The organism is Streptomyces sp. NBC_00872, from assembly GCF_045161915.1.
Taxonomy (GTDB): domain Bacteria; phylum Actinomycetota; class Actinomycetes; order Streptomycetales; family Streptomycetaceae; genus Streptomyces.
On sequence record NZ_CP108806.1, the window covers coordinates 6,897,863 to 6,921,671 of the forward strand.

25 protein-coding genes are annotated in these 23,809 nt (G+C 70.5%); 20 read left to right on the top strand and 5 right to left on the bottom strand.

Annotated elements, in window-relative coordinates; genetic code table 11:
* Nucleotides 1-212: 212 nt before the first annotated feature.
* The 8 genes from OG214_RS29425 (at nt 213) to OG214_RS29460 (ending at nt 6,830) form a co-directional block, all read left to right on the top strand.
* Nucleotides 213-962, top strand: a complete 750-nt coding sequence (locus tag OG214_RS29425; RefSeq protein WP_405986435.1) for a helix-turn-helix transcriptional regulator — start codon at nt 213-215, stop codon at nt 960-962.
* On the top strand, nt 959-2,380 hold the full coding sequence (gene sufB / locus OG214_RS29430; protein ID WP_363080658.1) for a Fe-S cluster assembly protein SufB: 1,422 nt from the start codon (nt 959-961) through the stop codon (nt 2,378-2,380). The genes OG214_RS29425 and sufB overlap by 4 nt, the downstream gene beginning before the upstream one ends.
* Before the next feature lie 87 nt (nt 2,381-2,467).
* Nucleotides 2,468-3,646: a Fe-S cluster assembly protein SufD gene (sufD, locus tag OG214_RS29435; protein WP_405986436.1), complete on the top strand. Its 1,179-nt coding sequence runs from the start codon at nt 2,468-2,470 to the stop codon at nt 3,644-3,646.
* A complete protein-coding gene (locus OG214_RS29440) occupies nt 3,646-3,963 on the top strand; it encodes a non-heme iron oxygenase ferredoxin subunit (RefSeq protein WP_365902494.1) in 318 nt (105 codons plus the stop codon). Before sufD ends, OG214_RS29440 begins: the two co-directional genes overlap by 1 nt.
* Nucleotides 3,964-3,970: 7 nt before the next feature.
* Nucleotides 3,971-4,735 (top strand): Fe-S cluster assembly ATPase SufC, encoded by a 765-nt coding sequence (gene sufC, locus OG214_RS29445; protein WP_363080662.1) that lies wholly within the window; start codon nt 3,971-3,973, stop codon nt 4,733-4,735.
* Nucleotides 4,732-6,006, top strand: coding sequence for a cysteine desulfurase (locus tag OG214_RS29450; protein WP_363080663.1), 1,275 nt, complete (start codon nt 4,732-4,734; stop codon nt 6,004-6,006). The genes sufC and OG214_RS29450 overlap by 4 nt, the downstream gene beginning before the upstream one ends.
* 24 nt (nt 6,007-6,030) lie before the next feature.
* Nucleotides 6,031-6,495 (top strand): Fe-S cluster assembly sulfur transfer protein SufU, encoded by a 465-nt coding sequence (gene sufU, locus OG214_RS29455; protein WP_382859270.1) that lies wholly within the window; start codon nt 6,031-6,033, stop codon nt 6,493-6,495.
* Nucleotides 6,492-6,830 carry a metal-sulfur cluster assembly factor gene (locus tag OG214_RS29460; protein ID WP_363080665.1) on the top strand — a complete coding sequence of 113 codons (339 nt, stop codon included), beginning with the start codon at nt 6,492-6,494 and terminating at the stop codon, nt 6,828-6,830. Before sufU ends, OG214_RS29460 begins: the two co-directional genes overlap by 4 nt.
* A gap of 139 nt (nt 6,831-6,969) precedes the next feature.
* Here the strand turns inward: OG214_RS29460 and OG214_RS29465 are convergent, their stop codons facing one another.
* Complete coding sequence (locus OG214_RS29465) at nt 6,970-8,292, bottom strand: transcriptional regulator (RefSeq protein WP_405986437.1); 1,323 nt, start codon at nt 8,290-8,292, stop codon at nt 6,970-6,972.
* A gap of 46 nt (nt 8,293-8,338) precedes the next feature.
* Between OG214_RS29465 and OG214_RS29470 the strand changes: the two genes are divergently transcribed.
* Nucleotides 8,339-9,064 carry a class I SAM-dependent methyltransferase gene (locus OG214_RS29470; protein WP_405986438.1) on the top strand — a complete coding sequence of 242 codons (726 nt, stop codon included), beginning with the start codon at nt 8,339-8,341 and terminating at the stop codon, nt 9,062-9,064.
* 43 nt (nt 9,065-9,107) lie between these two features.
* On the top strand, nt 9,108-10,112 hold the full coding sequence (locus OG214_RS29475) for an NAD(P)H-dependent glycerol-3-phosphate dehydrogenase (protein ID WP_405986439.1): 1,005 nt from the start codon (nt 9,108-9,110) through the stop codon (nt 10,110-10,112).
* 53 nt (nt 10,113-10,165) lie between these two features.
* On the opposite strand, the gene OG214_RS29480 is transcribed toward OG214_RS29475, so the two are convergent.
* Nucleotides 10,166-11,158 (bottom strand): oxidoreductase, encoded by a 993-nt coding sequence (locus OG214_RS29480; protein WP_405986440.1) that lies wholly within the window; start codon nt 11,156-11,158, stop codon nt 10,166-10,168.
* A 333-nt stretch (nt 11,159-11,491) separates the two neighbouring features.
* Here OG214_RS29480 and OG214_RS29485 point away from each other — a divergent pair, with 333 nt between their 5' ends.
* From OG214_RS29485 to dapD, 4 genes are all read left to right on the top strand, one after another.
* A complete protein-coding gene (locus OG214_RS29485; RefSeq protein WP_363080673.1) occupies nt 11,492-11,830 on the top strand; it encodes a multidrug efflux SMR transporter in 339 nt (112 codons plus the stop codon).
* Nucleotides 11,830-12,366, top strand: coding sequence for a TetR family transcriptional regulator (locus tag OG214_RS29490; protein ID WP_363080674.1), 537 nt, complete (start codon nt 11,830-11,832; stop codon nt 12,364-12,366). Before OG214_RS29485 ends, OG214_RS29490 begins: the two co-directional genes overlap by 1 nt.
* 33 nt (nt 12,367-12,399) lie before the next feature.
* On the top strand, nt 12,400-12,603 hold the full coding sequence (locus tag OG214_RS29495) for a hypothetical protein (RefSeq protein WP_363080676.1): 204 nt from the start codon (nt 12,400-12,402) through the stop codon (nt 12,601-12,603).
* A 222-nt stretch (nt 12,604-12,825) separates the two neighbouring features.
* Nucleotides 12,826-13,824 (top strand): 2,3,4,5-tetrahydropyridine-2,6-dicarboxylate N-succinyltransferase, encoded by a 999-nt coding sequence (gene dapD, locus OG214_RS29500; protein WP_363080677.1) that lies wholly within the window; start codon nt 12,826-12,828, stop codon nt 13,822-13,824.
* Between the two features lie 82 nt (nt 13,825-13,906).
* On the opposite strand, the gene dapA is transcribed toward dapD, so the two are convergent.
* On the bottom strand, nt 13,907-14,797 hold the full coding sequence (gene dapA / locus OG214_RS29505; RefSeq protein WP_405986441.1) for a 4-hydroxy-tetrahydrodipicolinate synthase: 891 nt from the start codon (nt 14,795-14,797) through the stop codon (nt 13,907-13,909).
* A 474-nt stretch (nt 14,798-15,271) separates the two neighbouring features.
* On the opposite strand from dapA, the gene OG214_RS29510 reads away from it, so the two are divergent.
* The 4 genes from OG214_RS29510 to OG214_RS29525 all read left to right on the top strand — a co-directional run bounded on the left by OG214_RS29510 (nt 15,272) and on the right by OG214_RS29525 (nt 19,389).
* Nucleotides 15,272-15,904, top strand: coding sequence for a hypothetical protein (locus tag OG214_RS29510; RefSeq protein WP_405986442.1), 633 nt, complete (start codon nt 15,272-15,274; stop codon nt 15,902-15,904).
* 41 nt (nt 15,905-15,945) lie between these two features.
* On the top strand, nt 15,946-16,599 hold the full coding sequence (locus OG214_RS29515) for an SMI1/KNR4 family protein (RefSeq protein WP_363080681.1): 654 nt from the start codon (nt 15,946-15,948) through the stop codon (nt 16,597-16,599).
* Nucleotides 16,600-16,851: 252 nt separating this feature from the next.
* Nucleotides 16,852-17,628, top strand: a complete 777-nt coding sequence (locus tag OG214_RS29520; RefSeq protein ID WP_405986443.1) for an antibiotic biosynthesis monooxygenase — start codon at nt 16,852-16,854, stop codon at nt 17,626-17,628.
* 267 nt (nt 17,629-17,895) lie between these two features.
* Nucleotides 17,896-19,389 carry a hypothetical protein gene (locus tag OG214_RS29525; protein ID WP_405986444.1) on the top strand — a complete coding sequence of 498 codons (1,494 nt, stop codon included), beginning with the start codon at nt 17,896-17,898 and terminating at the stop codon, nt 19,387-19,389.
* A 427-nt stretch (nt 19,390-19,816) separates the two neighbouring features.
* Here OG214_RS29525 and OG214_RS29530 read toward each other — a convergent pair whose 3' ends face one another.
* A complete protein-coding gene (locus OG214_RS29530; RefSeq protein ID WP_405986445.1) occupies nt 19,817-20,581 on the bottom strand; it encodes an SDR family NAD(P)-dependent oxidoreductase in 765 nt (254 codons plus the stop codon).
* Nucleotides 20,582-20,684: 103 nt separating this feature from the next.
* Between OG214_RS29530 and OG214_RS29535 the strand changes: the two genes are divergently transcribed.
* Together OG214_RS29535 and OG214_RS29540 are read left to right on the top strand one after the other, a co-directional pair.
* Nucleotides 20,685-22,103: an alkaline phosphatase PhoX gene (locus OG214_RS29535; protein ID WP_405986446.1), complete on the top strand. Its 1,419-nt coding sequence runs from the start codon at nt 20,685-20,687 to the stop codon at nt 22,101-22,103.
* A 164-nt stretch (nt 22,104-22,267) separates the two neighbouring features.
* Nucleotides 22,268-22,495: a hypothetical protein gene (locus tag OG214_RS29540; RefSeq protein WP_078490871.1), complete on the top strand. Its 228-nt coding sequence runs from the start codon at nt 22,268-22,270 to the stop codon at nt 22,493-22,495.
* A gap of 76 nt (nt 22,496-22,571) precedes the next feature.
* On the opposite strand, the gene OG214_RS29545 is transcribed toward OG214_RS29540, so the two are convergent.
* Nucleotides 22,572-23,765 (bottom strand): TerD family protein, encoded by a 1,194-nt coding sequence (locus OG214_RS29545; protein ID WP_405986447.1) that lies wholly within the window; start codon nt 23,763-23,765, stop codon nt 22,572-22,574.
* Nucleotides 23,766-23,809 lie beyond the last annotated feature (44 nt).

The window sequence follows — 23,809 nt, forward strand, 5'->3', positions numbered from 1 at the left end:
GTATCCGCACCCTTGGCGGAGTGCGCGGAGACCGTTCTTCGCCGCGTTCTCGGCCCGTTCCCGCCCCTCCGGACCACCGCGCGCACCCGCCGGAAGCCCTTGTCCCGTACGGAGGAACGCTGCTTGTTAGGTAACCCTTAGTGATGAAGCGCACCGTCGGCCGCTGCGGACCGTGGTTGTCAGGGCCGCCGGAATTACGCAACAATGGCGTTGTGAAATACGTTGGCGAGGCTCCTCAGGAGGAACTCGCGACCGGTGAGCACTCCACTCGAAACCGCGTCGCGCGCTCCATTCTGGACCACGGCCCCTCCACGGTCTCCGAGCTGGCGGGGCGCCTCGGGCTCACCCAGGCCGCCGTCCGCCGTCATCTCGACGCCCTGGCCGCCGACGCCGTCGTGGAGCCGCGCGAGCAGCGCGTCTACGGCTCGCGCGGGCGCGGCAGGCCGGCCAAGGTCTTCGCCCTGACCGACTGCGGCCGGGACGCGTTCGACCAGTCGTACGACCAGCTCGCCGCCGACGCCCTGCGCTGGATCGCGCGGGCCGCGGGCGGCGGGGAGCGGGGTGAGGCGGCGGTCGCGGCCTTCGCCAGGGCCCGGCTCGCCGACCAGTCCGAGGCCTATCGCTCGGCGGTCGAGTCGGCCGAGCCCGGTCGGCGCACCGAGGCCCTGGCCAGGGCGCTGAGCGCCGACGGGTACGCTGCTACGGCGCGTAGCGCGCCGAACCGGCAGGGCGAGCAGCTCTGCCAGCACCACTGCCCGGTCGCCCATGTCGCCGAGCAGTTCCCGCAGCTCTGCGAGGCGGAGACGGAGACCTTCTCCCAACTGCTCGGTACCCATGTGCAGCGGCTGGCCACCATCGCCCACGGCGACGGTGTCTGCACGACGTTCATCCCCCGCGCGGCCGCCACCCAAGAGACCACCCATCACGCATCTGAAAGCACAGCCGGGAGGAACCCCGAATGACGCTCCCCACGGAGACTGCCCACCCCGAGCTCGAGGGTCTGGGTACGTACGAATTCGGCTGGGCCGACTCCGACGCCGCGGGCGCCGCGGCCAAGCGCGGACTCTCCGAGGATGTCGTCCGCGACATCTCGGAGAAGAAGAACGAGCCGGAGTGGATGCTGAAGCTGCGCCTCAAGGGCCTGCGTCTGTTCGGCAAGAAGCCCATGCCGAGCTGGGGCTCGGATCTGTCGGGCATCGACTTCGACAACATCAAGTACTTCGTACGGTCCACCGAGAAGCAGGCCGCTTCCTGGGAGGAACTGCCCGAGGACATCAAGAACACCTACGACAAGCTCGGTATCCCGGAGGCGGAGAAGCAGCGCCTCGTCGCGGGTGTCGCCGCCCAGTACGAGTCGGAGGTCGTCTACCACCAGATCCGTGAGGACCTGGAGGAGCAGGGCGTCATCTTCCTGGACACCGACACCGCGCTCAAGGAGCACCCCGAGCTGTTCCAGGAGTACTTCGGCACGGTCATCCCGGTCGGTGACAACAAGTTCGCCTCGCTGAACACCGCCGTGTGGTCCGGCGGATCGTTCATCTACGTGCCGAAGGGTGTGCACGTCGACATCCCGCTCCAGGCCTACTTCCGTATCAACACGGAGAACATGGGCCAGTTCGAGCGGACGCTGATCATCGTCGACGAGGACGCCTACGTCCACTACGTCGAGGGCTGTACCGCCCCGGTCTACTCCTCGGACTCGCTGCACAGCGCCGTGGTCGAGATCATCGTCAAGAAGGGCGGGCGCTGCCGCTACACGACCATCCAGAACTGGTCGAACAATGTGTACAACCTGGTCACCAAGCGTGCCGTCGCCTACGAGGGCGCGACCATGGAGTGGGTCGACGGGAACATCGGCTCCAAGGTGACCATGAAGTACCCGGCCGTCTATCTGATGGGCGAGCACGCCAAGGGCGAGACCCTGTCCATCGCCTTCGCGGGCGAGGGCCAGCACCAGGACGCCGGCGCCAAGATGGTCCACATGGCCCCCAACACCTCGTCGAACATCGTCTCCAAGTCGGTGGCGCGCGGTGGCGGCCGTACCTCCTACCGTGGTCTGATCGAGATCGGCGAGGGCGCCGCGGGCTCCAAGTCCAATGTGCTCTGTGACGCGCTGCTGGTGGACACCATCTCCCGCTCCGACACCTACCCGTATGTGGACGTCCGTGAGGACGACGTGTCCATGGGCCACGAGGCGACCGTCTCCAAGGTCTCCGAGGACCAGCTCTTCTATCTGATGAGCCGCGGTCTCTCCGAGTTCGAGGCGATGGCGATGATCGTGCGCGGCTTCGTCGAGCCGATCGCCAAGGAACTGCCCATGGAGTACGCGCTGGAGCTGAACCGGCTGATCGAGCTCCAGATGGAAGGTTCCGTCGGCTGATCCGTCGGCTGATCCCCGTCCGGCCGGCAGCTCGGCCAGTGACCGTTATTCCTTACGCAGAGGCAGAGAGAGAGCACGACGACAGCCATGGCTGAGGCTCAGAACATTCCGGCGGGTTCCACCACCGCCGGTTCGATCGCGGTGGCCGCCGAGTCGACCGTCGCCACGCGCATGAGCGCGCCCCCCTCCTACGACGTGGCGGACTTCCCCGTCCCGCACGGCCGTGAGGAGGAGTGGCGGTTCACGCCGCTGGAGCGGCTGCGCGGGCTGCACGACGGCACCGCCGTCGCGTCGGACGGCGTCACGGTCGAGGTGACCGCGCCCGACGGCGTCGTCGTCGAGACCGTCGGGCGTGAGGACGCGCGGATCGGCAAGGCCGGTATCCCGGTGGACCGCGTCTCCGCCCAGGCGTTCTCCTCGTTCGAGAAGGCCTCGGTCGTCTCGGTGCCGAAGGAGACCGTGCTGAGCGAGCCGATCAGGATCGCCGTCCACGGCGAGGGCGGTACGGCCTACGGCCATCAGATCGTCGAGCTGGGCGCCTTCGCCGAGGCGGTCGTCGTCATCGACCACACCGGCGACGCCGTGCTCGCGGCCAATGTCGACTATCTCATCGGCGACGGTGCCAAGCTGACCGTCGTCTCGCTCCAGGACTGGGACGAGAAGGCCGTCCATGTCGCCCAGCACAATGCGCTGGTCGGCCGGGACGCCTCCTTCAAGTCCGTCGTGGTTACCTTCGGCGGCGATCTCGTACGGCTCACGCCCCAGGTGCGGTACGCGGCGCCGGGCGGCGAGGCCGAGCTGTTCGGCCTCTACTTCACCGACCGCGGCCAGCACCAGGAGCACCGGCTCTTCGTCGACCACAACGCCCCGCACTGCAAGTCGAACGCCGCCTACAAGGGCGCGCTCCAGGGCATCGACGCACACGCCGTCTGGATCGGTGACGTACTGATCCGGGCCTCGGCCGAGGGCACCGACACCTACGAGATGAACCGCAACCTGGTTCTCACGGACGGCGCGCGGGTCGACTCCGTGCCGAATCTGGAGATCGAGACCGGTGAGATCGCCGGCGCCGGCCACGCCTCGGCCACCGGCCGGTTCGACGACGAGCAGCTCTTCTATCTGATGGCCCGGGGCATCCCGGAGACCGAGGCCCGCCGGCTGGTGGTCCGCGGCTTCTTCGCCGAACTGGTCCAGAAGATCGGTCTGCCCGATCTCGAGGAGCGGCTGATGACCAAGATCGACGCGGAGCTGGAGGCGTCAGTCTGATGGCCTTCGTCCGTGTCTGTGGACTGGGCGAGCTGGAGGAGGACACCCCGAAGCGGGTGGAACTCGACGGCACGCCCGTCTCCGTCGTCCGTACCGCGGGCGAGGTGTTCGCGATCAACGACATCTGCTCGCACGCGAATGTGTCGCTCTCGGAGGGCGAGGTCGAGGACTGCATGATCGAATGCTGGCTGCACGGCTCCAGCTTCGACCTGCGCACCGGTAAACCGTCCGGTCTGCCCGCGACGCGCCCCGTCCCCGTATACCCCGTAAAGATCGAAGGGGACGATGTGCTCGTCTCCGTCACCCAGGAGTCCTGAGGCACCCATGGCAACGCTTGAAATCCACGACCTGCACGTCTCCGTCGAGGCCGAGGCCGGCCCCCGCGAGATCCTCAAGGGCGTCGACCTGACCGTCAAGCAGGGCGAGACGCACGCCATCATGGGCCCCAACGGCTCCGGCAAGTCGACCCTCGCCTACTCCCTCGCGGGCCACCCCAAGTACACGATCACCGGTGGCACCGTGACCCTGGACGGCGAGGACGTCCTCGGGATGACCGTCGACGAGCGCGCCCGCGCGGGTCTCTTCCTCGCGATGCAGTACCCCGTCGAGGTCCCCGGCGTCTCCGTCTCCAACTTCCTGCGCACCTCCGCCACCGCCGTACGCGGCGAGGCCCCCAAGCTGCGCACCTGGGTGAAGGAGGTCCGGGAGACCATGGAGCGTCTCCAGATGGACCCCGCCTTCGCCGAGCGCAATCTGAACGAGGGCTTCTCCGGCGGTGAGAAGAAGCGCCACGAGATCCTCCAGCTCGAACTGCTCAAGCCGAGCATCGCGATCCTCGACGAGACCGACTCCGGCCTCGACGTCGACGCGCTGCGGGTCGTCTCGGAGGGCGTCAACCGCGTCCGCGAGACCGGCGAGGTCGGCACCCTGCTGATCACGCACTACACGCGGATCCTCCGCTACATCAAGCCCGACTTCGTGCATGTCTTCGCACAGGGCCGTATCGCCGAGTCCGGTGGCGCGGAACTGGCCGACAAGCTGGAGGAAGAGGGCTACGAGGCATATGTGAAGGGTGGCGTACCCGCGTGACAGAGCTGCCGGGCCTTCTCACAGCGTCGGACCGCCTGCTCGACGAGGCGATCCGCAAGGATTTCCCGATCCTCGACCGGGTGATCCACGACGGCAAGAAGCTCGTGTACCTGGACTCCGCGGCGACCTCGCAGAAGCCGCGCCAGGTGCTCGACGCGCTCAACGAGTACTACGAGCGGCACAACGCGAACGTCCACCGCGGCGTGTACACCATCGCCGAGGAGGCCACGGCGCTGTACGAGGGCGCGCGCGACAAGGTCGCCGCCTTCATCAACGCTCCCAGCCGCGACGAGGTGATCTTCACCAAGAACGCGTCGGAGTCGCTGAACCTCGTGGCCAACATGCTCGGCTGGGCGGACGAGCCCTACCGGGTGGACCATGACACCGAGATCGTCATCACGGAGATGGAGCACCACTCCAACATCGTGCCGTGGCAGCTTCTGTCGCAGCGTACGGGCGCGAAGCTGAAGTGGTTCGGCATCACCGACGACGGCCGTCTCGATCTCTCGGACATCGACCAGATCATCACCGAGAAGACGAAGATCGTCTCCTTTGTGCTGGTCTCCAACATCCTGGGCACCCAGAACCCGGTCGAGGCGATCGTCCGGCGGGCCCAGGAGGTCGGTGCGCTCGTCTGCATCGACGCCTCGCAGGCCGCCCCGCACCAGGTGCTGGACGTCCAGGCGCTCCAGGCCGACTTCGTGGCGTTCACCGGCCACAAGATGGTCGGACCGACCGGCATCGGTGTGCTCTGGGGCCGTCAGGAGCTGCTGGAGGATCTGCCTCCGTTCCTCGGCGGCGGCGAGATGATCGAGACCGTGTCGATGCACTCGTCGACGTACGCGCCCGCGCCGCACAAGTTCGAGGCGGGTACGCCCCCGATCGCCCAGGCCGTCGGCCTCGGCGCGGCCGTGGACTATCTCTCCGCGATCGGTATGGGGCGGATCACCGCGCATGAGCACGCGATCACCGAATACGCGGTGAAGCGGCTGCTGGAGGTCCCCGACCTGCGGATCATCGGTCCGGCGACGGCCGAGGACCGCGGCGCCACGATCTCCTTCACGCTCGGCGACATCCACCCGCACGATGTGGGCCAGGTCCTCGACGAGCAGGGCATCGCCGTCCGGGTCGGGCACCACTGCGCCCGGCCGGTCTGCCTGCGGTACGGAATTCCCGCGACCACGCGAGCGTCCTTCTATCTGTACTCCACTCCGGCCGAGGTCGACGCTCTGGTCGAGGGGCTGGAGCACGTCCGTCAATTCTTCGGATGAGGACTGAGGACTGAGAGGCTGTCCGTGAAGCTGGATTCGATGTACCAGGACGTCATCCTGGACCACTACAAGCACCCGCACGGGCGCGGTCTGCGGGACGGCGACGCCGAAGTGCACCACGTGAACCCGACCTGTGGTGACGAGATCACGCTGCGTGTGCGGTACGAAGGTTCGCGGATCGCGGATGTCTCGTACGAGGGCCAGGGCTGCTCCATCAGCCAGGCCAGCGCGTCCGTACTGAACGATCTGCTGGTCGGCAAGGAACTGGCCGAGGCGCACAAGATCCAGGGCACCTTTCTGGAGCTGATGCACTCCAAGGGTCAGCTGGACCCGGATGACGCGATGGAGGAGCTGCTGGAGGACGCGATCGCGTTCGCCGGCGTCTCCAAGTACCCCGCCCGTGTCAAGTGCGCCCTGCTGAGCTGGATGGCGTGGAAGGACGCGACGGCCCAGGCCCTGGGCGACCGTGCGACGAAGGAGACGGCATGAGCGAGAACGAGACCCTGACGATCAAGCCGGCCTCGGAGGACGAGGTCCGCGAGGCGCTGTACGACGTCGTCGACCCCGAACTGGGCATCGATGTCGTCAACCTCGGCTTGATCTACGGCATCCACATCGACGATTCCAACACCGCCACCCTGGACATGACCCTGACGTCGGCGGCCTGTCCGCTGACCGATGTGATCGAGGACCAGGCGAAGGCGGCGACGGACGGCATCGTCAGCGAACTCAAGATCAACTGGGTCTGGATGCCGCCGTGGGGCCCGGACAAGATCACCGACGACGGCCGCGAGCAGCTCCGCGCACTGGGCTTCAACGTCTGAGAGCCCGAGGACGCCCGAGCGGACGCGTCACAGAAGCCCCATGACCCACGGACCGGGTCATGGGGCTTCCGCGCGTCCGTATCGCGAACTCAGCCAACCCTTCTTGGACGGGCTGAGCAAGCCGCAAGCCGCCGCCTGGTCAGTTGCTCTCCAGGAAGTCCTTCACGAGTGGGGTCTTGTGCGCGGCGAGCTTGTTCTTGAGTCCTGTGAGGAGACTGGTTCCACGGGAGGAGGCCACGCCGCCGAGGGTCTGTACCGCTTGATCGGCGGTATGCACGGCGGCGTCGATGTCGCCGAGCGCGAGATGCGCGTCTGCCTCACGGGCGAGGCGTAGAGCGGCTGTACGCGGGTGGGGCTGGTCGTGCGCGCCGGTTCGGCGGGCGATGGCGATGGCGGTGTGGTGAGTGAGGGCACGCCGGGGATCGCGGAGGTCGAGGGCGTTGGTTGCGGCCCAGCCGTGGAGTTCGTCACGGTTGATCCAGTAGACGCACGCGGGTTCGTCGTCCGGTGGGCCGACACGTTCGTAGGTATCGAACATGGCGTGCTCGGCACGCCGGCTGGCAAAGGTGTTTCCGGCGCGTGCATGGGCGCGGGAGGCGCGTGCGTGGAGCACGGCGGTCATCCTGGGTGAGCCGGTTCGGGCGGCGTGGCGGTGGGCGGCGTCCACGAGTTGGAGCGCACCGGCGGGGTCGCCGGTGCTGTAGCGGAGCATGGCCCAGAAGCTGAGGGTGTTGGCGGTGACGACGGGGTCGGCCGCGCTCCCGGCGGAACGCAGGGCGGCCAGATAGTGGCGTTGGGCCTGTGCAGGGTGTCCGGAATCGACGGCGCACCAGCCCGAGACGCGCGATGCCTCGGCGGCGGCGGCGAACAGGCGGCGGCCGGTGGCGGTGCTGTAAGAGGTGTTTCGGAGGGTGTGGACGATCAGCCGGCGTTCGGCGCAGGCCAAGGCGTACGTCTGGCCGGATCCGATCCGGTCGTCCAGGTGTCTGAGGGTGGCGAGGCGGTCCTCGATGAGCCGGACGATGTCGTCGTTGATCAGGGGGCGCCGGTCGGAGGCCAGGACGGCGGTCGCCGGGGCGGCGGCGCTCCAGCTCGCCAGCAGGGCGGCCAGCGTGCCGCCGGTGATCACGAATTCCCTGCGTTCCATGTCCGCGGGCCCTCCTACGAGTTCCAGTGCCCGGACGGTTCCGGATGGTGTCCATGGGGAGACGATCAGCGCGCGGTCGTCCCTGAGCGCGAGCTGTAGCCAGTGGGGCCAGCCCAGTGAATGTGCCTGGTCCAGGGGGACACCGAGCATGTCGGCCATGGCGATGGTGGCGCGGCGATCCGGCCGGGAACGGCCCTTCTTCCACCGGGAGATCTTCTCCGGTCGGCCGGCCATGGTTCCGAGCCCGAGCTGCTGGTGGTGAGCAGCCAGGCGGCGCGCGAACGTGCCGCCGTCGCAACGCTCCTGATCGAGCACCAGTTGGAGGAGGTTCCCGGCCTCGTCGTGGGCCTCGACCGCTCTGGTGGCACAGCTCTACGCCGAGGCGATGGGCGACGCCTACCCGCACGAACTGGAGGCATCCAGCTCGTGCGACTGGCCCCTGCTCGGGGCCATGGTCAGTGGGTTGCGGTTGCGCCCCGGCGGACGGCTCGTCGATCTGGGATGCGGGACAGGGGGCCCCGGGCTGTGGCTGGCCCGCGCACTCTCCGTGCAGCTGATCGGTATCGACATCTCACCGAAAGCGATCGGTCTCGCCACCCGACGGTCCTCCGCGTTCGTACCGCCGGGACAGGCCACCTTCAGCGTGGCGACCATGGAGGTGACCGGCCTTCCTGACGCTCAGGCCGACGGCATCGTATGTGTTGACGCGCTGGGATTCGCTCCCGACGGATTGAGCGCGCTGAGGGAGATGCACAGGGTACTGCGCCCCGGCGGGCGGGCTGTCCTCACCTCCGGTGGCCGCCGTGCCCATCCTGTGGCCCCGCCGTGGTCGCACCGGGCTGCCGAGGCGGGCATGGAGCTGGAGTCCGAGGAGGAGCGTCCCGGCGAGCCGGCGATGTGGAGCCGCCTCTACCGGCTGTGGCTCGAACGCGAGGCGGACCTGCGGCACCACCTCGGCGACGAACAGGCCGAGAGCATGCTCGTCGAAGCCCGTACAAGATCACAGACACTGGGCAACCGACGCTCTGTCACCATTACGCTGAGACGGCCCGGCGGTACGAAAGCGTCTGCGGACAGCGCGGCCTGACGGCGCCACACCACGTGCACAAGAGACAAGGGGAGACCCACCCATGCCGACTCGTGTTGCTGTCTTCGGGGCCGGATCCTGGGGTACCGCGTTCGCCATGATCCTGGCCGACGGCGGATGCGAAGTCTCCCTGTGGGCACGACGCCCCGAGCTGGTCGACGCCATCAACACCACTTCCCGCAACCCGGACTACCTGCCGGACACGACGCTCCCGTCCGGGATCACAGCGACGACGGACGCGGCGGAGGCCGCCAAGGGCGCAACAGCCGCTTTCCTCGCCGTCAGCGCGCAGACCCTGCGCGACAACCTCACCCGGTGGGCACCGCACTTCGACCACGACACCGTCCTGACCTCCCTGATGAAAGGCGTCGAACTCGGCACGGCCAAACTGATGAGCGAAGTGATCGGCGAGGTGACAGGCGCCGAGCGGGAGCGCATCGCGGTCGTCTCCGGCCCGAACCTCGCGGGCGAGATCGTCCGTCGGCAGCCGGCGGCGAGCGTCGTCGCCTGCCAGGACGAGACTGCCGCCGAACAGCTCCAAGCCGCCTGCCACACCCCGTACTTCCGCCCCTACACCACCACGGACGTGATCGGCTGCGAACTCGGCGGCGCCGTGAAGAACGTCATCGCCCTGGCCGTCGGCATCGCCGACGGCCACGGTCTCGGCGACAACACCAAAGCCTCGCTCATGACCCGGGGTCTGGCCGAGACCACCCGGCTCGCCCAGGCGATGGGCGCCCAGCCGCAGACCCTGGCAGGACTCGCCGGCATGGGCGACCTCATCGCCACCTGCTCCTCACCCCTGTCCCGCAACCACACCTTCGGCGCCAACCTGGGCCGTGGCCTGACCGTCGCCGAGACCACGGGGGTCACCAAGCAGACGGCCGAAGGCGTCACTTCCTGTCAGGCCGTCCTGGACCTGGCACGCCGCCACGGCGTCGACATGCCGCTCACCGAGACCGTTGTCGGCATTGTCCACGGCGGCATGTCACCGCGGGAAGCCATCAGGGAACTCATGTCACGCTCACCGCAGCCTGAACGCCGCTGAGCGGCGAGCCGGCCGTTGGCACCACCCCGAAGCGCAGCGACGCTTGGGCATCCTCAGCTCTGCTGGGTGGCGGCTGCTTCGGCGAGGGTGGGGGCCAGGTTCTCGGTGCGGATGCGCTGGTCCACGTAGAGCAGGCCCAGTACGAGCTGGGGGAAGGTCGTCACGACGATCTGGCTGACCAGCTGGCCGACCAGGGACATGGCCAGATAGGCCACGAGGGCGACGTGGGCCGGTCCCGCGGTGAGGTCGCTGTTGTCGTCGGCCGTGTCGAACAGACCGGGGAACACGCCCAGTGCTTCGACGAATTGCTGGAAGACCAGTCCCGCGAGGGCCGCCATGGCGAAGGCCAGCAGGGAGATCCCGAAGATCCGCCACCAGGCGCCGCGTACCAGGTGTGCCGAGCGGCTCATGGCCGCTATCGGGCCACGGGACTCGATCACGGCGACGGCGGGGGCCAGGCTGAAGCGGACCCAGAGCCAGATCGCCGCGGGAGCGAACGCCAGTGTGCCGAGGAAACCGGTCAGGATCAGCCAGGAGGCCGGGCGCCATTCGCCCAGCGTGGTGAGTGAGATCAGCGTGGCGGTGAACGTCGCCACGAAGAGTGCCAGCGGGACAAGGGCGATCAGCCAGCTCAGGACCGATGTGCCCAGCACCGCGGGGGTGCGTACCGAGGCGCGCCGCCACGTCTCGCGCAGGGTGGTTGGCCGGCCCAGGACCGCGTTCTGGACTATCGCCGGACAGGCCGCCTGGACCAGCGCGTTGGCGGCCAGCAGCGTCAGCATTCCCAGGACCCAGACGCAGCCGAAGGCGATCAGCAGCGGCCGGAGGTCGTGCCAGGACGGATCGGTGTCGAAGGCCGTGTCGAAGACCCGGTGCAGATGGTCGCCGACCTGGGCGTAGGCGATCGCCAGCGCGGCGCCGACCACCAGGGTGGCGGCGCCGTACACCAGGGCGGCCAGCCCGAAGAGCGGCTTCCAGTAGCGCCCCATGGCGGCGAAGGTGCCGCCCAGTATGTCGCCGAGACCGAGCGGTGCGAGCGGGATCACTCCGGGCCTGGGAGGCGGGGGAGGAGGTGTCCAGCCGCCCCGGCCGTACGGCCCGTTCCCGTAAGGCCCGTAAGGACCGTTCCCGTAAGGGCCATTTCCGTAAGGGCCGTTCGGACCGCCGCCGTACGGGCCTCCGCCGCCGCCCGGACCGCCGCTGCCGCCGCCCCGCTCACCGTCGCCGCCGTCCGGGCCGTTCCCCGGCGGACCGTTTCCGTCCCACCCCGTGCCGTGCGTCACAACCCCACCCCGTTCGCGCTCGCCCCTTCGGACGGCACACCGTAGCCGCCGCGCGCGGAGGTTGGCCAGGGATTATACGTACGGGCGTACATACCTATGTGTACGATCGTACGCATGGGATATGGACTGCTGGCCGCGGCGATAGCGGCGGAGGTGGCCGGTACGACGGCCATGAAGTACAGCGAGGGCTTCACCCGGCTGTGGCCCTCGCTGATCACCGTCGTCGGGTATCTGGTCGCGTTCGCCCTGCTCGCGCAGACCCTCAAGACCCTGTCCGTGGGCACCGCCTACGCGATCTGGTCCGGCGCGGGCACGGCGGCCATCGCCGTCATCGGCGTGCTCTTCATGAACGAGTCCGTGAACGCGGCCCGAGTGGCGGGTATCGTCCTGGTGATCGCGGGTGTCCTCGTGCTCAACCTGGGAGGAGCCCACTGATGACCCGGCGTTACGACCCCGAGCGGCGTCGGCGCATCATCGACGCGGCGATCCGGGTGGTCGGGCGCGCCGGTATCGCGGGGCTCAGCCATCGCACGGTCGCCGCCGAGGCCGATGTGCCGCTCGGTTCGACCACGTACCACTTCACCTCCCTCGACGAACTGCTGATCGCCGCGCTGCGCCAGGCCAACGAGAACTTCGCCACCGCCATCCAGGAGAGCGGCGCCCTCGCGGATCCGGAGTGCGATGTCGCCGGGGAGCTCGCGCGGTTCATGGGGAAGTGGCTCGCCGGGGAGCGTACGGGGGTGGAGCTGGAGTACGAGCTGTATCTCGCGGCCCTGCGGCGGCCCGCGCTGCGCCCGGTCGCGGCGGAGTGGTGTGTCGCGGTCGCCGAGGTGCTGTCCCGGCGCACCGACCCCGTCACCGCGCGGGCGCTGGTCGCGCTGCTGGACGGGATCTGCCTCCAGGTGCTGCTCACGGACACGGTGTACGACCAGGAGTACGCGCGCGAGATGATGGCGCGGTTGATCCCATGAACCCGGCCTGTTGCCTGACGGTAGGTTGATCGGATGAGCAACACCTCTCAGGGGCCCGAGATCACCTACGCCGAGTGCAGGCAGTGCGGAACCCTGATCGCCGGTCTCGACGGCCGTTACAGCTGCGGTGTCTGCGGCTGGGTCAACCACCACTCGGAGGGACACCGCCCGCTGCCGCGCGCCGAGGACGACATCGACCACGCGGCGGCCGGTACGGACGACAACCGGCTGAGCTGACGGCGGCGCTGACGGTGGTGCTGACGGCGGTTGCCCGGCCGCGGTGCCCGGCCGCGGTGCCCCGCGGTGCCCGGCCGCGGTGGCCGACGGCGATCGCCGTCGATCGCCGAGCCGGCCCGGGTGTACGGACCGGAGAACCGACCCGGGGCACGGCCCCGGGACGCGCGCCCGTCACCTGAGACCGGTTCGCCCGGGTGCCGTCGGGAACGTTAAATTCTGAGCATGACCGACACCTCTTCGCCCCGTTCTTCCCGTACCACCGGCGCCGTCGCCGCCGGCCTCGCCACCCTCACCCAGGACGGCACCGTCCTGGACACCTGGTTCCCCGCTCCCGGGCTCGCCGCGGAGCCCGGACCGGCCGGCACCGAGCGGCTGACCGCCGAGCGCGCCGTGGAACTGCTCGGTGAGGGCGCGGCCAGGGCCGTCGGGCCCGACGCGCGCCGCGGGGTCGAGGTCGTCGCCGTCCGTACGGTCATCACCTCGCTCGACGACAAGCCGCTGGACGCCCACGACGCGTATCTGCGGCTGCATCTGCTCAGCCACCGGCTGGTCCAGCCGCACGGCCAGAACCTGGACGGCCTCTTCGGGCTGCTCGCCAATGTCGCCTGGACCTCGCTCGGCCCGGTCGCCGTCGACGCGCTGGAGACGGTACGGCTCAACGCGCGCGCCGAGGGGCTGCACCTCCAGGTGACCTCGGTCGACAAGTTCCCGCGGATGACGGACTACGTGGCGCCCAAGGGCGTCCGGATCGCCGACGCCGACCGCGTACGCCTCGGCGCGCATCTCGCCGAGGGCACCACCGTGATGCACGAGGGCTTCGTCAACTTCAACGCGGGGACCCTCGGCACCTCCATGGTCGAGGGGCGGATCTCCGCGGGCGTCGTCGTCGGCGACGGCTCCGACATCGGCGGCGGCGCCTCCACCATGGGCACGCTCTCCGGCGGCGGCAAGGAGCGCATCGTGATCGGCGAACGCTGTCTGATCGGCGCGGAGGCGGGGGTGGGCATCGCGCTGGGCGACGAGTGCGTGGTCGAGGCGGGGCTGTATGTCACGGCCGGTACGCGCGTCACGATGCCCGACGGCCAGATCGTCAAGGCGCGTGAGCTGTCCGGCGCGAGCAATATCCTCTTCCGCCGCCACTCGGTCACCGGCGCCGTCGAGGCCCGTCCGAACAACGCGGTCTGGGGCGGTCTCAACGACGTGCTCCACAGCCACAACTGAGAACAGACCACCAGCGCCGGACACCCCAGGGGCGGACACCCCAGGGCCGGACACCACCAGGGGCGGGACAGGCCCTGGCGGCTCACGCGGCGGCGAGTTCCCCGTAGGTCCTCAGCAGCCCGTCGGCCGTCTCCCGGCCGGCGGGCAGCAGCGGTTCACGGACCGGTCCCGCGGGCAGGCCGAGCGCGCCGAGCAGCGCCTTCGCGGTGACCGTGCCGGGCAGGCCCGACGCCATCATCGAGGTGGCCAGCGGCAGGGTGAGCTGGTTGAGCCGTACGGACTCGGCGCACGCTCCCGCGTCGTACGCGTCGAGAACGGCCCGTAGGCGGCGGGGCGCGGCATTGGCGACCGTGCTGACGAATCCGGCGCCGCCCACCGCGTACAGCGGGAGGTTCAGCTCCTCGCACCCCGAGTAGTACGCGAGCGATGTCCTGGCGATCACCGTGGAACTGCCGAGCAGGTCGTACGCGCAGTCCTTCACGGCGACGATCCGCGGGTGTCCGGCGAGGCGGAGCATGGTCGCCGGTTCGATACGGGTGCCGGTGCGGCCGGGGATGTCGTACAGCATCAGCGGGAGGCCCGTCGCGTCGGCGACGCGCAGGAAGTGCGCCTCCACGGCCTCCTGCGGCGGACGGCTGTAGTACGGCGCCACCACCAGGAGGCCGTGCGCCCCCGCCTGTTCGGCGGCCCGCGCCAGGGCGACGGTGTGCCGGGTGTCGGCGCTGCCCACGCCCGCGACGACCTGGGCCCGGTCGCCGACCTCCTCGCACACGGCCCGTACGAGCGCGGTCTTCTCGGCGTCCGTGGTGGTGGGGGACTCTCCCGTGGTGCCGTTCAGGACCAGCCCGTCACAGCCCTCGGCCACGAGATGACCGGCGAGCTCGCGGGCGCCTGCCAGATCCAGTTCTCCGGCGGCGGTGAACGGCGTGACCATCGCGCAGAGGGCGCGGCCGAAGGGGCGTGGAGTGCTCATGGCGGCCAGTGTCCGTCCACCTGACTGTGAAGGTCTACTTAGTTCTGCTTGGAGTGGGAGTGAAGCAGCGCTGAACACAGGAGGTGACCGGACCACCGGCATGACCGGCGGCGTCCTCGTCCCCGTCGCCTTCCTCGTCCTCGGCGCTCTCACCGGATCACCGGCACGGCGGCCCATGACGGCGGCGTCCCTCCGGTGATCACCGCGGCGGCGGGCGTGGAGCGGAGCACCCTGCCCTGCCGGTCGATGCCGGTCGATGCCGGTCGATGCCGGTGGATGCCGGTACGTCGGACGAACCGGACATCACGGCCGGGGCCGCCGGACCCGACCCCCAGGGCGTCCTGAGCGGTCCGGGGGGCGTCCTGAGCGGTCCGGGTCTGCCATTGGCTGTATTCCGCTGTCCGTCGTTCGGCGTTCGTATATCGGCATCGAACAGTGATCGGCCGTCCGTTCGGGATGCGGCAGGATGCTCCCATGATGCGTACTCCGCGCCGTCCGCTGCTTCTGCTGTTACCGGCCCTCGCCCTCGCGTCCGCGGCCTGCGGGAACGAGAGGGCGCACGCGGGCGCCCAGGCCGACCGCGCCGAACTGGAGGCGCGCGCCCGGTATATGCAGTCGGCGATCGAGCTGATCCGGGTGACCGAGGTGGACGGCTTCGAGGTGGCGCCGCAGTCGGTCGGGGTCGTCGGCGGCGACGGCTTCGGGAGTACGTACGTATCGGCGCGCGACGGCGCGCGCATCCAACTGACCGTGGACCGGGGGACGCTGACGGCGGCGACCTGCCCGGACATCCCGCTCCACGGGACCTCGGGCGGCCGGGCGGAGTGCGAGCGGGACGGCACCGCCTGGTACCGCGTCTCCGGAGGTACGCACGAGTACGCGCGGGCCGAGGACGGCCATGTCGTACGGGTCAGCGGCGAGCGGGCGACGGTGGACCGGGGGACGCTGCGGCGCGCGGCGGAGTCCGCGCGCCCCGCCACGGACGCCGAACTCGACGCGCTGCTGCCGGAACAGACGGCTCCGGCGTCGCCGGTCGAACGGGGCGATCTGCCGCCCGTGGGCGACGGCGCTCCCGACAACAGCGTGCCGGAGGGAGCTTCGGGGTAGCAGGGGCCGGACTGTCAGTGGGTGCTGGTCCAATAGGGGACATGGAGGGCATGAAGAGCATGGAGAACGAAAACGCCCACCGGGGCGAAGCAGACCGGGGCGAGACGGACCGGGACGACCGGGACGCGGGCGATCCGGGCGCGGCCGACCGGGGTGAACTCGACGCGCTGCGCGCGGCCTTCCCGCCGGAGCACTGTCTGCCGCCGCTGGGCTGGGACGCGGTGCGCGCCTTCGAGCGCGAGCAGGGGATCGTCCTGCCCGAGCCGTACCGCACGCTGGTCGCCGAGATCTGCGACGGATGCAGCGAGGGCCCGGCCGATGTCGACGGGCTGATACCCGTGGCGGCTGTGCCCGCCGACTGGGGATGCGCGCAGACACAGCGGGTGCTCTCGGAGCCCTTCCCGCTCACCGGGGCCTGGGTGTGGGAGGACGACCCCCGGCCGTACGAGGAGATCGAGCCGCTCATCGACGAGGTCTGCAACCACGGCAGCGTGGTGCTGGGCACGGACGGCTGCGGGATGTACTGGCATCTCGTGGTCACGGGCCCGCAGCGGGGCCGGATCTGGAACATCAGCGATGTGGGCGCGGCGCCGTTCGGGGCGGCGTTCGGCCACACCACCGCGGGGGACGGGTTCGCCGGCTGGGTGGCGCACTGGGCCACCTCGCGGCGGCCGTGGTTCGACGTCGTGGTCTGATTCGACGGGCGTGGTCCGACGGGGACCACGGCAGGACGGGGGTCATGACGGGACGGGTCCGTGGCGGGACGGAGCCGTGACCGGGCGGGGCCCGGGTCAGCACGGGGACCGAGTCAGGACGGGGACCGTGACCGGGTGCCGGCCGCGACGGGGCGGGACCGACGCGGAAGCTGTTTGACCTCAACCGCACTTCATCTTCGAGCCTGGGGGCGAAGGCGCACCGCGGGGGTGCGCCACCCAGGAGGTATCACCGTGTCCGTGCTGACCACCACCCTGCCCGAGATCACCCGCCCCGGTGTGGGGGTCGTCATGGTCAGCCGCTGGCGCCTCGGCGCGCCTGAGGACCGGCGGGCCGCGGTCGAGGCCATCGACCGCGCGTGGCGGAGCCGGGAGTGGCCGGACGCCGGTCTGCTCTCGTACTCCGTCCTCACCGGCAATGACGGCGACAGCCTGCTCCACTACGCGCAGTGGAGCGGCCCGGAGGCGTACGAAGAGTTCGTCCGCACCCACCGCGACGGGCGCACCCACCGCGACGGGCGCACCCACCGCGACGGGCGCACCCACCGCGACGGGCGCACCCACCGCGACGGGCGCGACGCGGAGATCGACGCGGCCGTGCCCGGGATCGAACGGATCGGGATGGGCGCGTACGAGCTGTACCGCAGCCTGGAGAGTGCCGCGGGCGGGCGCCGGGTCCCCGGCTGTGTCGCGCTCGTGGAGGCGGAGTTCGACGGCCCCGGCGCCGAGCGGCAGAAGGCCTGGGTCGATGCCGTCTTCGAGGCCCTCGACGACGAGCCGGCCCCGGCGCCCGGCGGGATCTCGGCGCACTTCCACATCAGCGTGGACGGGACCCGTGTCCTGAACTACGCGGAATGGGAGAGCGAGCAGGCCCATCTGGACGCGCTCGCCGCCCCGGGGGACGGGGTCGGGTCGGACACCGAGGCATGGCGGCGGGTGCGGAATCACCCCGGACTCACCGGCGGCGCGGTGCGGCGGTACACGCCCGCGCTGAGTCTCTCCGCGGGGTGAGAGCGGCGGCCCGGCCGTATGTGGGGTACGGCCGGACCGCCGCGGTTCCCGGGATGTGACGCCCCCCCCGTGCGAGGGTTTCCGGCCACTTCGGGAAGAGCCGTGCGGGGGTGGGTCTACGCGCGTAATCTCCTTGCTGGACCGGCCAGTTGTCAAGGGTGCCTCGGTCCGCTCCACCTGTCGGGTACATGAACCGGGTGGGATGGGTCCAAATGCGTCTACGCTGGGGGCCGCCGTGAATCCGTACGCCGCGAGGAGAACCACCAGATGACCGGAGACCGCCCCACCGTGCCCCCGGTACGACTGCCCTCGGACGCGGAACTGGCGCGGGACGCGCTGGCCGCGCCACTGCTCGCCCGCGCCGTGCGGCTGGCCCGCTGGGCGGGCCCCGGGACACGCGTGGGGGCGGGCGGCGAGCTTGTCGACGAACAGCTCCCCGAGGCGGCGAAGGTGCTCGGTCTCGTGGACGAGGAGTCACGGGGGGACGGCGAGGCGTACGCGAGCGAAGCATGGCGGGTCGCGGTCGACACGGGCCTGGTGACGGTCGAGGACGACGAGACCGAGGACGGCGCGGACGGCGCGGACGACGGCGCCGCCGGCCGTGTCACGGCCGGCGAGCAGCTCGCCCTTCTCACCTCCGGCTCCCCGCAGGACATCCTGGGGCTCTGGCTGGACGCCCTGGACGTCGTGTTCGCCGACGCGACCGCGCCGGTCCTGGACGATCTGGCCGCGGCGATCGGCGAGGACGGCGAGATCGACTTCGAGTCGCTCGACTGGGACCCGGAGTCGGAGGCGGAGTTCCTGGAGGGCGTGCTCGGCAATCTCTATCTGCTCACCGTCGCGGACGGCGGCGGCGCCGGGGACAGCGCGTCGGGGCCCGTACCGCTGCCGGTCCTCGCCGCGTCGATGATCGTGCCCGACGACATGGGCGAACCCACCGACGACGTCCTGGAGCAGGTCTCCGAGGCGATGATGCGGCTGGACGACCAGTTCCGGCTGCTGGAGCCGGTCGGGCTGGTCTCGTACGTACCGGTGGACGAGGCCCTGATGGAGGAGGACACGGGGGGCGCGGCCGATGCCTCGCTGCCCGTCGGTGAGGAGGACGTCGCCCGCTACGGCATGGTCCGGCTGACTCCGCTCGGGCTCTACGGGATCAGGTCCCGGATGCTGGAGGCGGGGGTCGACGCGCCCGCGGTCGGCGATCTTGCGGACAAGGACGCGCACGCGCTGCTGGACGGGGTCGCGCACTTCCCCGAGCTGTCCGCCCGCGCCGAGACCGAGCAGTGGCTGGCCCGCCGCGCACCGGCCGACGCCGCGGGTGAACTGCTGGCCGCCGCGCGCGGCACGGACCAGCGCGCGCCGCTGCGCCGCCTCCACTGCCAGCAGGCGCTCTCCCTGGTCGGCGCGGAGGCGGAGTCGGCGGTACGGGACGTACTGGACGACGCGGAACTGGGCGGTCTGGCGCGGGTCTGGCTGGCCGAACTGGGAGCGCGCGACGTGCCGCCGCCACCGGAGCCCATGATCTTCTGGCTGGCCATCGACACGATCGCCGCGCAGCTCGACGCGGAGGGTGAACCGGAGGAGCTCCAGGAGCTGGTCGAGGGGCTGGTCGGCCGGCACAGCGGCTTCTTCGACGCGGCCTGGCGGATCGACCACCCGGCGACGGCGGAGGTCCTGGAGGCGATGGGACGCCTGCACCGGGACCGGGGGATCTCGAAGGAGGCCCGAAAGGCGGCGTTCAAGGCGAGGTCCCGGTCGTAGGGGGTTCGCCTCCCCCGGCGAGTGCGGTGTCCGCCTGGCGGCGCGGGGGCCGGTGTGTGGGTGGTGCGGGTGCCGGGGCCTCCGGAGGTACATGTCCGGACGGCATGATTTACGCCGCGTGCGGGTCTCGTTGTCGGGTGCGGCTCGGTGTGCGGCACAAATCACGCTTTAGTGTCCGGACACGCACCTCCTACGACCCCGACCCCCTCCCGCCGGAGGCCCGGCTGCTGGCCGCAATTCAAGCCCGTCCGGCGATTGAGGACGGACCCGCGCACCCCGGTGCCGGGCTCCCGGACGGACGCGGGGCGGAAAACAAGCCCGTCCGGCGATTGAGGACGGACCCGTCACGCGGACGGACCCGCACACGACAACCGGCCCCCGCCGAAACGCACCCCCGACCACGGCCCCCCGCCGGGAGGCGCACCGCTCACCGCAGGTGCGACGCGCCGTTGAGGTCCAGGATCGTGCCCGACGCCCACTCCGCCGCCGGCGACGCCAGCCACAGCACCGCCTCCGCGATCTCCTCCGCCGTGGCCACCCGCCCGAAGGGGCTCTGCGCGCGGATCGCCTCGCCCTCCGGGCCCGTCAGGCGGTGCGCGACGCGTTCCGTGTCGAAGAAGCCCGGGGCCACGGACGCGACGCCGATGCCGTACGGGGCCAGGGAGACGGCCAGGGACTGGCCCAGCGCGTGGACGGCCGCCTTGGTCGCGCCGTAGGCCGGGTGGTCCGGCTCGCCGCGGAACGCGCCGCGTGAGCCGATGTTGACGATCCGGCCGCCCGTGCCCCGGTCGATCATGGAGCGGGCGGCGCGATGGCTGAGCAGGGCCGTGCCCAGCAGATTGACGGATATATGGCGCTGCCAGGCCGCCGCCCACTCCTCGTACGACGTCGAGGGCAGCGGATGGGGTTCGTTCACCGCCGCGTTGTTGACCAGTACGTCGATCCCGCCGAGCGCCTCCGCCGCCTCGTCCGCGATCCGCGCGGCCCCGGCCGGGTCGGACAGATCGCCGCCCAGCAGCGCGTGGCCCGTACCGGACAGCGACTCCAGGGTCTGCCGGGCGTCGGCGGCGCGGCTGCCGTAGTGGACGGCGACCCGGTCGCCGTTGGCGGCGAAGGCTCCGGCGACGGCGCGGCCGAGACCCCGGGACGCGCCGCTGACGAGGACACGGCGACCGGTGGCGGGCAGTTTCATGGAAGAGGGCCTTTCGATGTCGGACGGTGTTCAACCGGCGTTCAGCCATGGGCGGGAGCGTCGGGAGCGTACTCCCTCCCCTTGTGCCCTTCAGGAGACCGCGATGTCGTTGACCCGCAGGGATTTCACCGGAAGATCCGCACTCACCGGGGCGGGCTTCGTCCTGACCGGCGCCGCCGGCGCGCTCGCGACCGCGCCCGGGGCGCTCGCCGCCGAGGACGCTCCCGAGGTGGCGAGCGGTCCCGCGCTGGAGCCGGGTTACGGACCGCTGCGCCCGGACCCGCGCGGGATGGTCGCGCTGCCCGCCGGATTCTCGTACAAGGTGATCACACACAGCGGGGTCACCAAACTGGAGACCGGCGAGGACACGCCCTCCAACCACGACGGCACCGCCACCTTCGAGGGCCCGCGCGGGGTCACGCTGCTCGTCAACAACCATGAGCTGGACGGTCCGAGGGACGAGGTGGAGTACCCGGTGCCGCTCACCGAGGGGCTGGTCTACGACCCGGCCGCGCCCGGTGGCTGCACCGTCGTGGAGACGCACCGCGACGGCCGTACCGCGGAGTGGGTCGGTATCTCGGGTACGGCCAACAACTGCGCCGGCGGACGCACCCCCTGGGGCACCTGGCTCACCTGCGAGGAGAACTCCGACCGGGCGGGCCAGAACGGGATGACCAAGGACCACGGCTATGTCTTCGAGGTCGACCCCTACGACCGCCGTGCCAACCGGAACCCCGAGCCCATCAAGGCCTTCGGCCGCTACGACCACGAAGCGGTCGTCATCGACCCGCGTACCGGGTACGCCTATCTGACCGAGGACGCCTCGGAGCCCAACGGCCTCTTCTACCGCTGGGTCCCGCCGCACGGCTTCAAGCACGGCCGCGGCCAGCTACGCCGTCTCGCCGACGACGCGGGTGTCCTCCAGGCGCCCCGCTGCTTCGACGCCGGAGGCCGCTTCGTCGACGATCTCTCGCGCGCCGCGAAGCTCGGCACCGTCTACGGCGTGGACTGGGTGGACGTACCCGACCGGGACGCCAGGACCGTCGACGTACGTCGGCAGTTCGAGGGCGAGGACGTCACCCGGGCCAGGAAGCTGGAGGGCATGTGGTGGGCGGACGGGGGCGCGTACATCGTCTCCTCGTACGCCCGTGACGAGAGCCCCGGCCGCCCGCACGACGGCCAGGTGTGGTTCTACCAGCCCCGGCGCCGCACGCTGACGCTCAAGGTGCTGCTGGGCGTCAACGCCGACCCCGGCGAGGACGGCGCCTTCGACGGCCCGGACAACATCACCGTCTCGCCGTACGGCGGACTGGTCATCGCCGAGGACGGCGAGGGGGTCCAGCATCTCTTCGGCGCCACGGAGCGCGGGCGTACCTACCCGATCGCCCGTAACGATCTCAACGACAGCGAGTTCACGGGTGTCGTGTTCTCGCCCGACGGCCGCACCCTGTTCGCCAATATCCAGGAGCCCGGCATCATGCTCGCCATCACCGGCCCCTGGCGGCGCTCACCCCGGCACTGACCGCGCAGCCCGGACACCGTTTTCCAAGGATTCCGGAGCGGCCCCGGACCCGTTCCGGAGCTGCCCTGGAGCGGTTCTCAAGGGGTCCCGGAAGGGGTGATCCGGCGGCCCGTCGGCCGCCGGGCATGGCGCGCCGGGGCTCATTGGGCGCATACTTCCAAGTAATGACAAAGTCAGCCGGATCCCGGCGCCACCTGCCGTCCAGTCCCTTCAACCGCCAGGCCCCGGCCTCACCCCCGCCCGAGCAGTTCGATGTGGGAGACCGTGTCTCACACGATCAGTTCGGTCTGGGCAGAGTCATCGGAGTCGAGGGCGAACACGCCGTGCTCATCGATTTCTCAGGGCGACAGGGGAGGATCCTGAGCCCCTTCGCCAAGCTGACCAAGCTCTGAGGCGGAGCCAGAACGCCGCGCCCCCGGGCCGCCGCGGGTCCTGACGGGACCCCGCGGCGGCCCGTAGGACTGTCTGTCAGAGGATCTTCGCGGCGGGCTTGACCATGCCGCGGACCGTGCGGGACTTCACGAACTCCCCGAGACCGGTCATCTCCCACTCGCCGGAGAACTGCTTGATCAACTTCGCCATGATCACACCCGTCTGCGGCTCGGCCGTCGTCAGATCGAAGCGGACGAGCTCCTCGCCGGTGGCCGCGTCGATCAGCCGGCAGTACGCCTTGGCGACCTCGGTGAACTTCTGGCCCGTGAAGGAGTTGACGGTGAAGACCAGCCCCGTCGCGTCCGCGGGCAGCCGGCCGAGATCGACGACGATCACCTCGTCGTCGCCCGCGCCCTCCCCGGTGAGATTGTCACCGGAGTGCTTGATGGCTCCGTTGAGGATGGAGAGCTTGCCGAAGTAGCAGCTGTCGAGGTGGTTGCGGTTCGGACCGTAGGCGATCACCGAGGCGTCGAGATCGATGTCCTTGCCGCGGTACGCGGGCTCCCAGCCGAGGCCCATCTTGACCTGGCTGAGCAGTGGCCGGCCGCCCTTGACCAGCGACACCGTCTGGTTCTTCTGGAGGCTGACCCGGCCCTTGTCCAGATTGATCTTGCCGCTGCCGGGTGCGGCGGCGGGCGGTCCCGGCGGGGCCGCCGGAGCGGGCGGCGCGGCCTGCGCGGGGGCGGGGGTGGGGGCGGGGACCGGGATCGCGACGGGAGCCGGGGCGGGCTCCTCGACCGAGACACCGAAGTCGGTCGCGATCCCGGCCAGTCCATCGGCGTACCCCTGGCCCACCGCACGCGCTTTCCACGCGCCGTTCCGCAGATAGATCTCCACGATCACCAGGGCCGTCTCGCTGCCCAGCCGCGGCGGGGTGAACGTGGCCAGCGTGCCGCCCGTGGCGGCGTCGCGGATCGTCGCGGTGGGTTCGATGCCCTGGAAGCTCTGCCCGGCGGCGTCCGGGCTCGCCGTGACGACGATCTTCTCGATACCCGGCGGGACGGCGGTGGTGTCGACGACGATCGCGTCCGGCGCCGACCCTTCGCCCGAGCGGTACGTCACGCCCGGACCCGCCGGCTGGTTGTAGAAGATGAAGTCGTCGTCCGAGCGCACCTTGCCGTCGGCGGTGAGCAGCAGGCCCGATACGTCGAGCCGCACGGGAGCGGCGACGTCCACCGCCACATGGGCGGTGGGCAGAGGGATGTTCGAGCCTGGGGTCATAGCTGTCATGCCGACGTAACGAACGACCCCGCTTTACCGTTCCCTTACCTACG

Coding starts and splice junctions, on each gene's coding strand:
- sufB (WP_363080658.1), top strand. CDS start 959: ATGACGCTCCCCACGGAGACTGCCCACCCCGAGCTCGAGGGTCTGGGT.
- sufD (WP_405986436.1), top strand. CDS start 2,468: ATGGCTGAGGCTCAGAACATTCCGGCGGGTTCCACCACCGCCGGTTCG.
- OG214_RS29440 (WP_365902494.1), top strand. CDS start 3,646: ATGGCCTTCGTCCGTGTCTGTGGACTGGGCGAGCTGGAGGAGGACACC.
- sufC (WP_363080662.1), top strand. CDS start 3,971: ATGGCAACGCTTGAAATCCACGACCTGCACGTCTCCGTCGAGGCCGAG.
- OG214_RS29460 (WP_363080665.1), top strand. CDS start 6,492: ATGAGCGAGAACGAGACCCTGACGATCAAGCCGGCCTCGGAGGACGAG.
- OG214_RS29475 (WP_405986439.1), top strand. CDS start 9,108: ATGCCGACTCGTGTTGCTGTCTTCGGGGCCGGATCCTGGGGTACCGCG.
- OG214_RS29485 (WP_363080673.1), top strand. CDS start 11,492: ATGTGTACGATCGTACGCATGGGATATGGACTGCTGGCCGCGGCGATA.
- OG214_RS29490 (WP_363080674.1), top strand. CDS start 11,830: ATGACCCGGCGTTACGACCCCGAGCGGCGTCGGCGCATCATCGACGCG.
- OG214_RS29495 (WP_363080676.1), top strand. CDS start 12,400: ATGAGCAACACCTCTCAGGGGCCCGAGATCACCTACGCCGAGTGCAGG.
- dapD (WP_363080677.1), top strand. CDS start 12,826: ATGACCGACACCTCTTCGCCCCGTTCTTCCCGTACCACCGGCGCCGTC.
- dapA (WP_405986441.1), bottom strand. CDS start 14,797: ATGAGCACTCCACGCCCCTTCGGCCGCGCCCTCTGCGCGATGGTCACG.
- OG214_RS29510 (WP_405986442.1), top strand. CDS start 15,272: ATGATGCGTACTCCGCGCCGTCCGCTGCTTCTGCTGTTACCGGCCCTC.
- OG214_RS29515 (WP_363080681.1), top strand. CDS start 15,946: ATGGAGGGCATGAAGAGCATGGAGAACGAAAACGCCCACCGGGGCGAA.
- OG214_RS29525 (WP_405986444.1), top strand. CDS start 17,896: ATGACCGGAGACCGCCCCACCGTGCCCCCGGTACGACTGCCCTCGGAC.
- OG214_RS29530 (WP_405986445.1), bottom strand. CDS start 20,581: ATGAAACTGCCCGCCACCGGTCGCCGTGTCCTCGTCAGCGGCGCGTCC.
- OG214_RS29535 (WP_405986446.1), top strand. CDS start 20,685: ATGTCGTTGACCCGCAGGGATTTCACCGGAAGATCCGCACTCACCGGG.
- OG214_RS29540 (WP_078490871.1), top strand. CDS start 22,268: ATGACAAAGTCAGCCGGATCCCGGCGCCACCTGCCGTCCAGTCCCTTC.
- OG214_RS29545 (WP_405986447.1), bottom strand. CDS start 23,765: ATGACAGCTATGACCCCAGGCTCGAACATCCCTCTGCCCACCGCCCAT.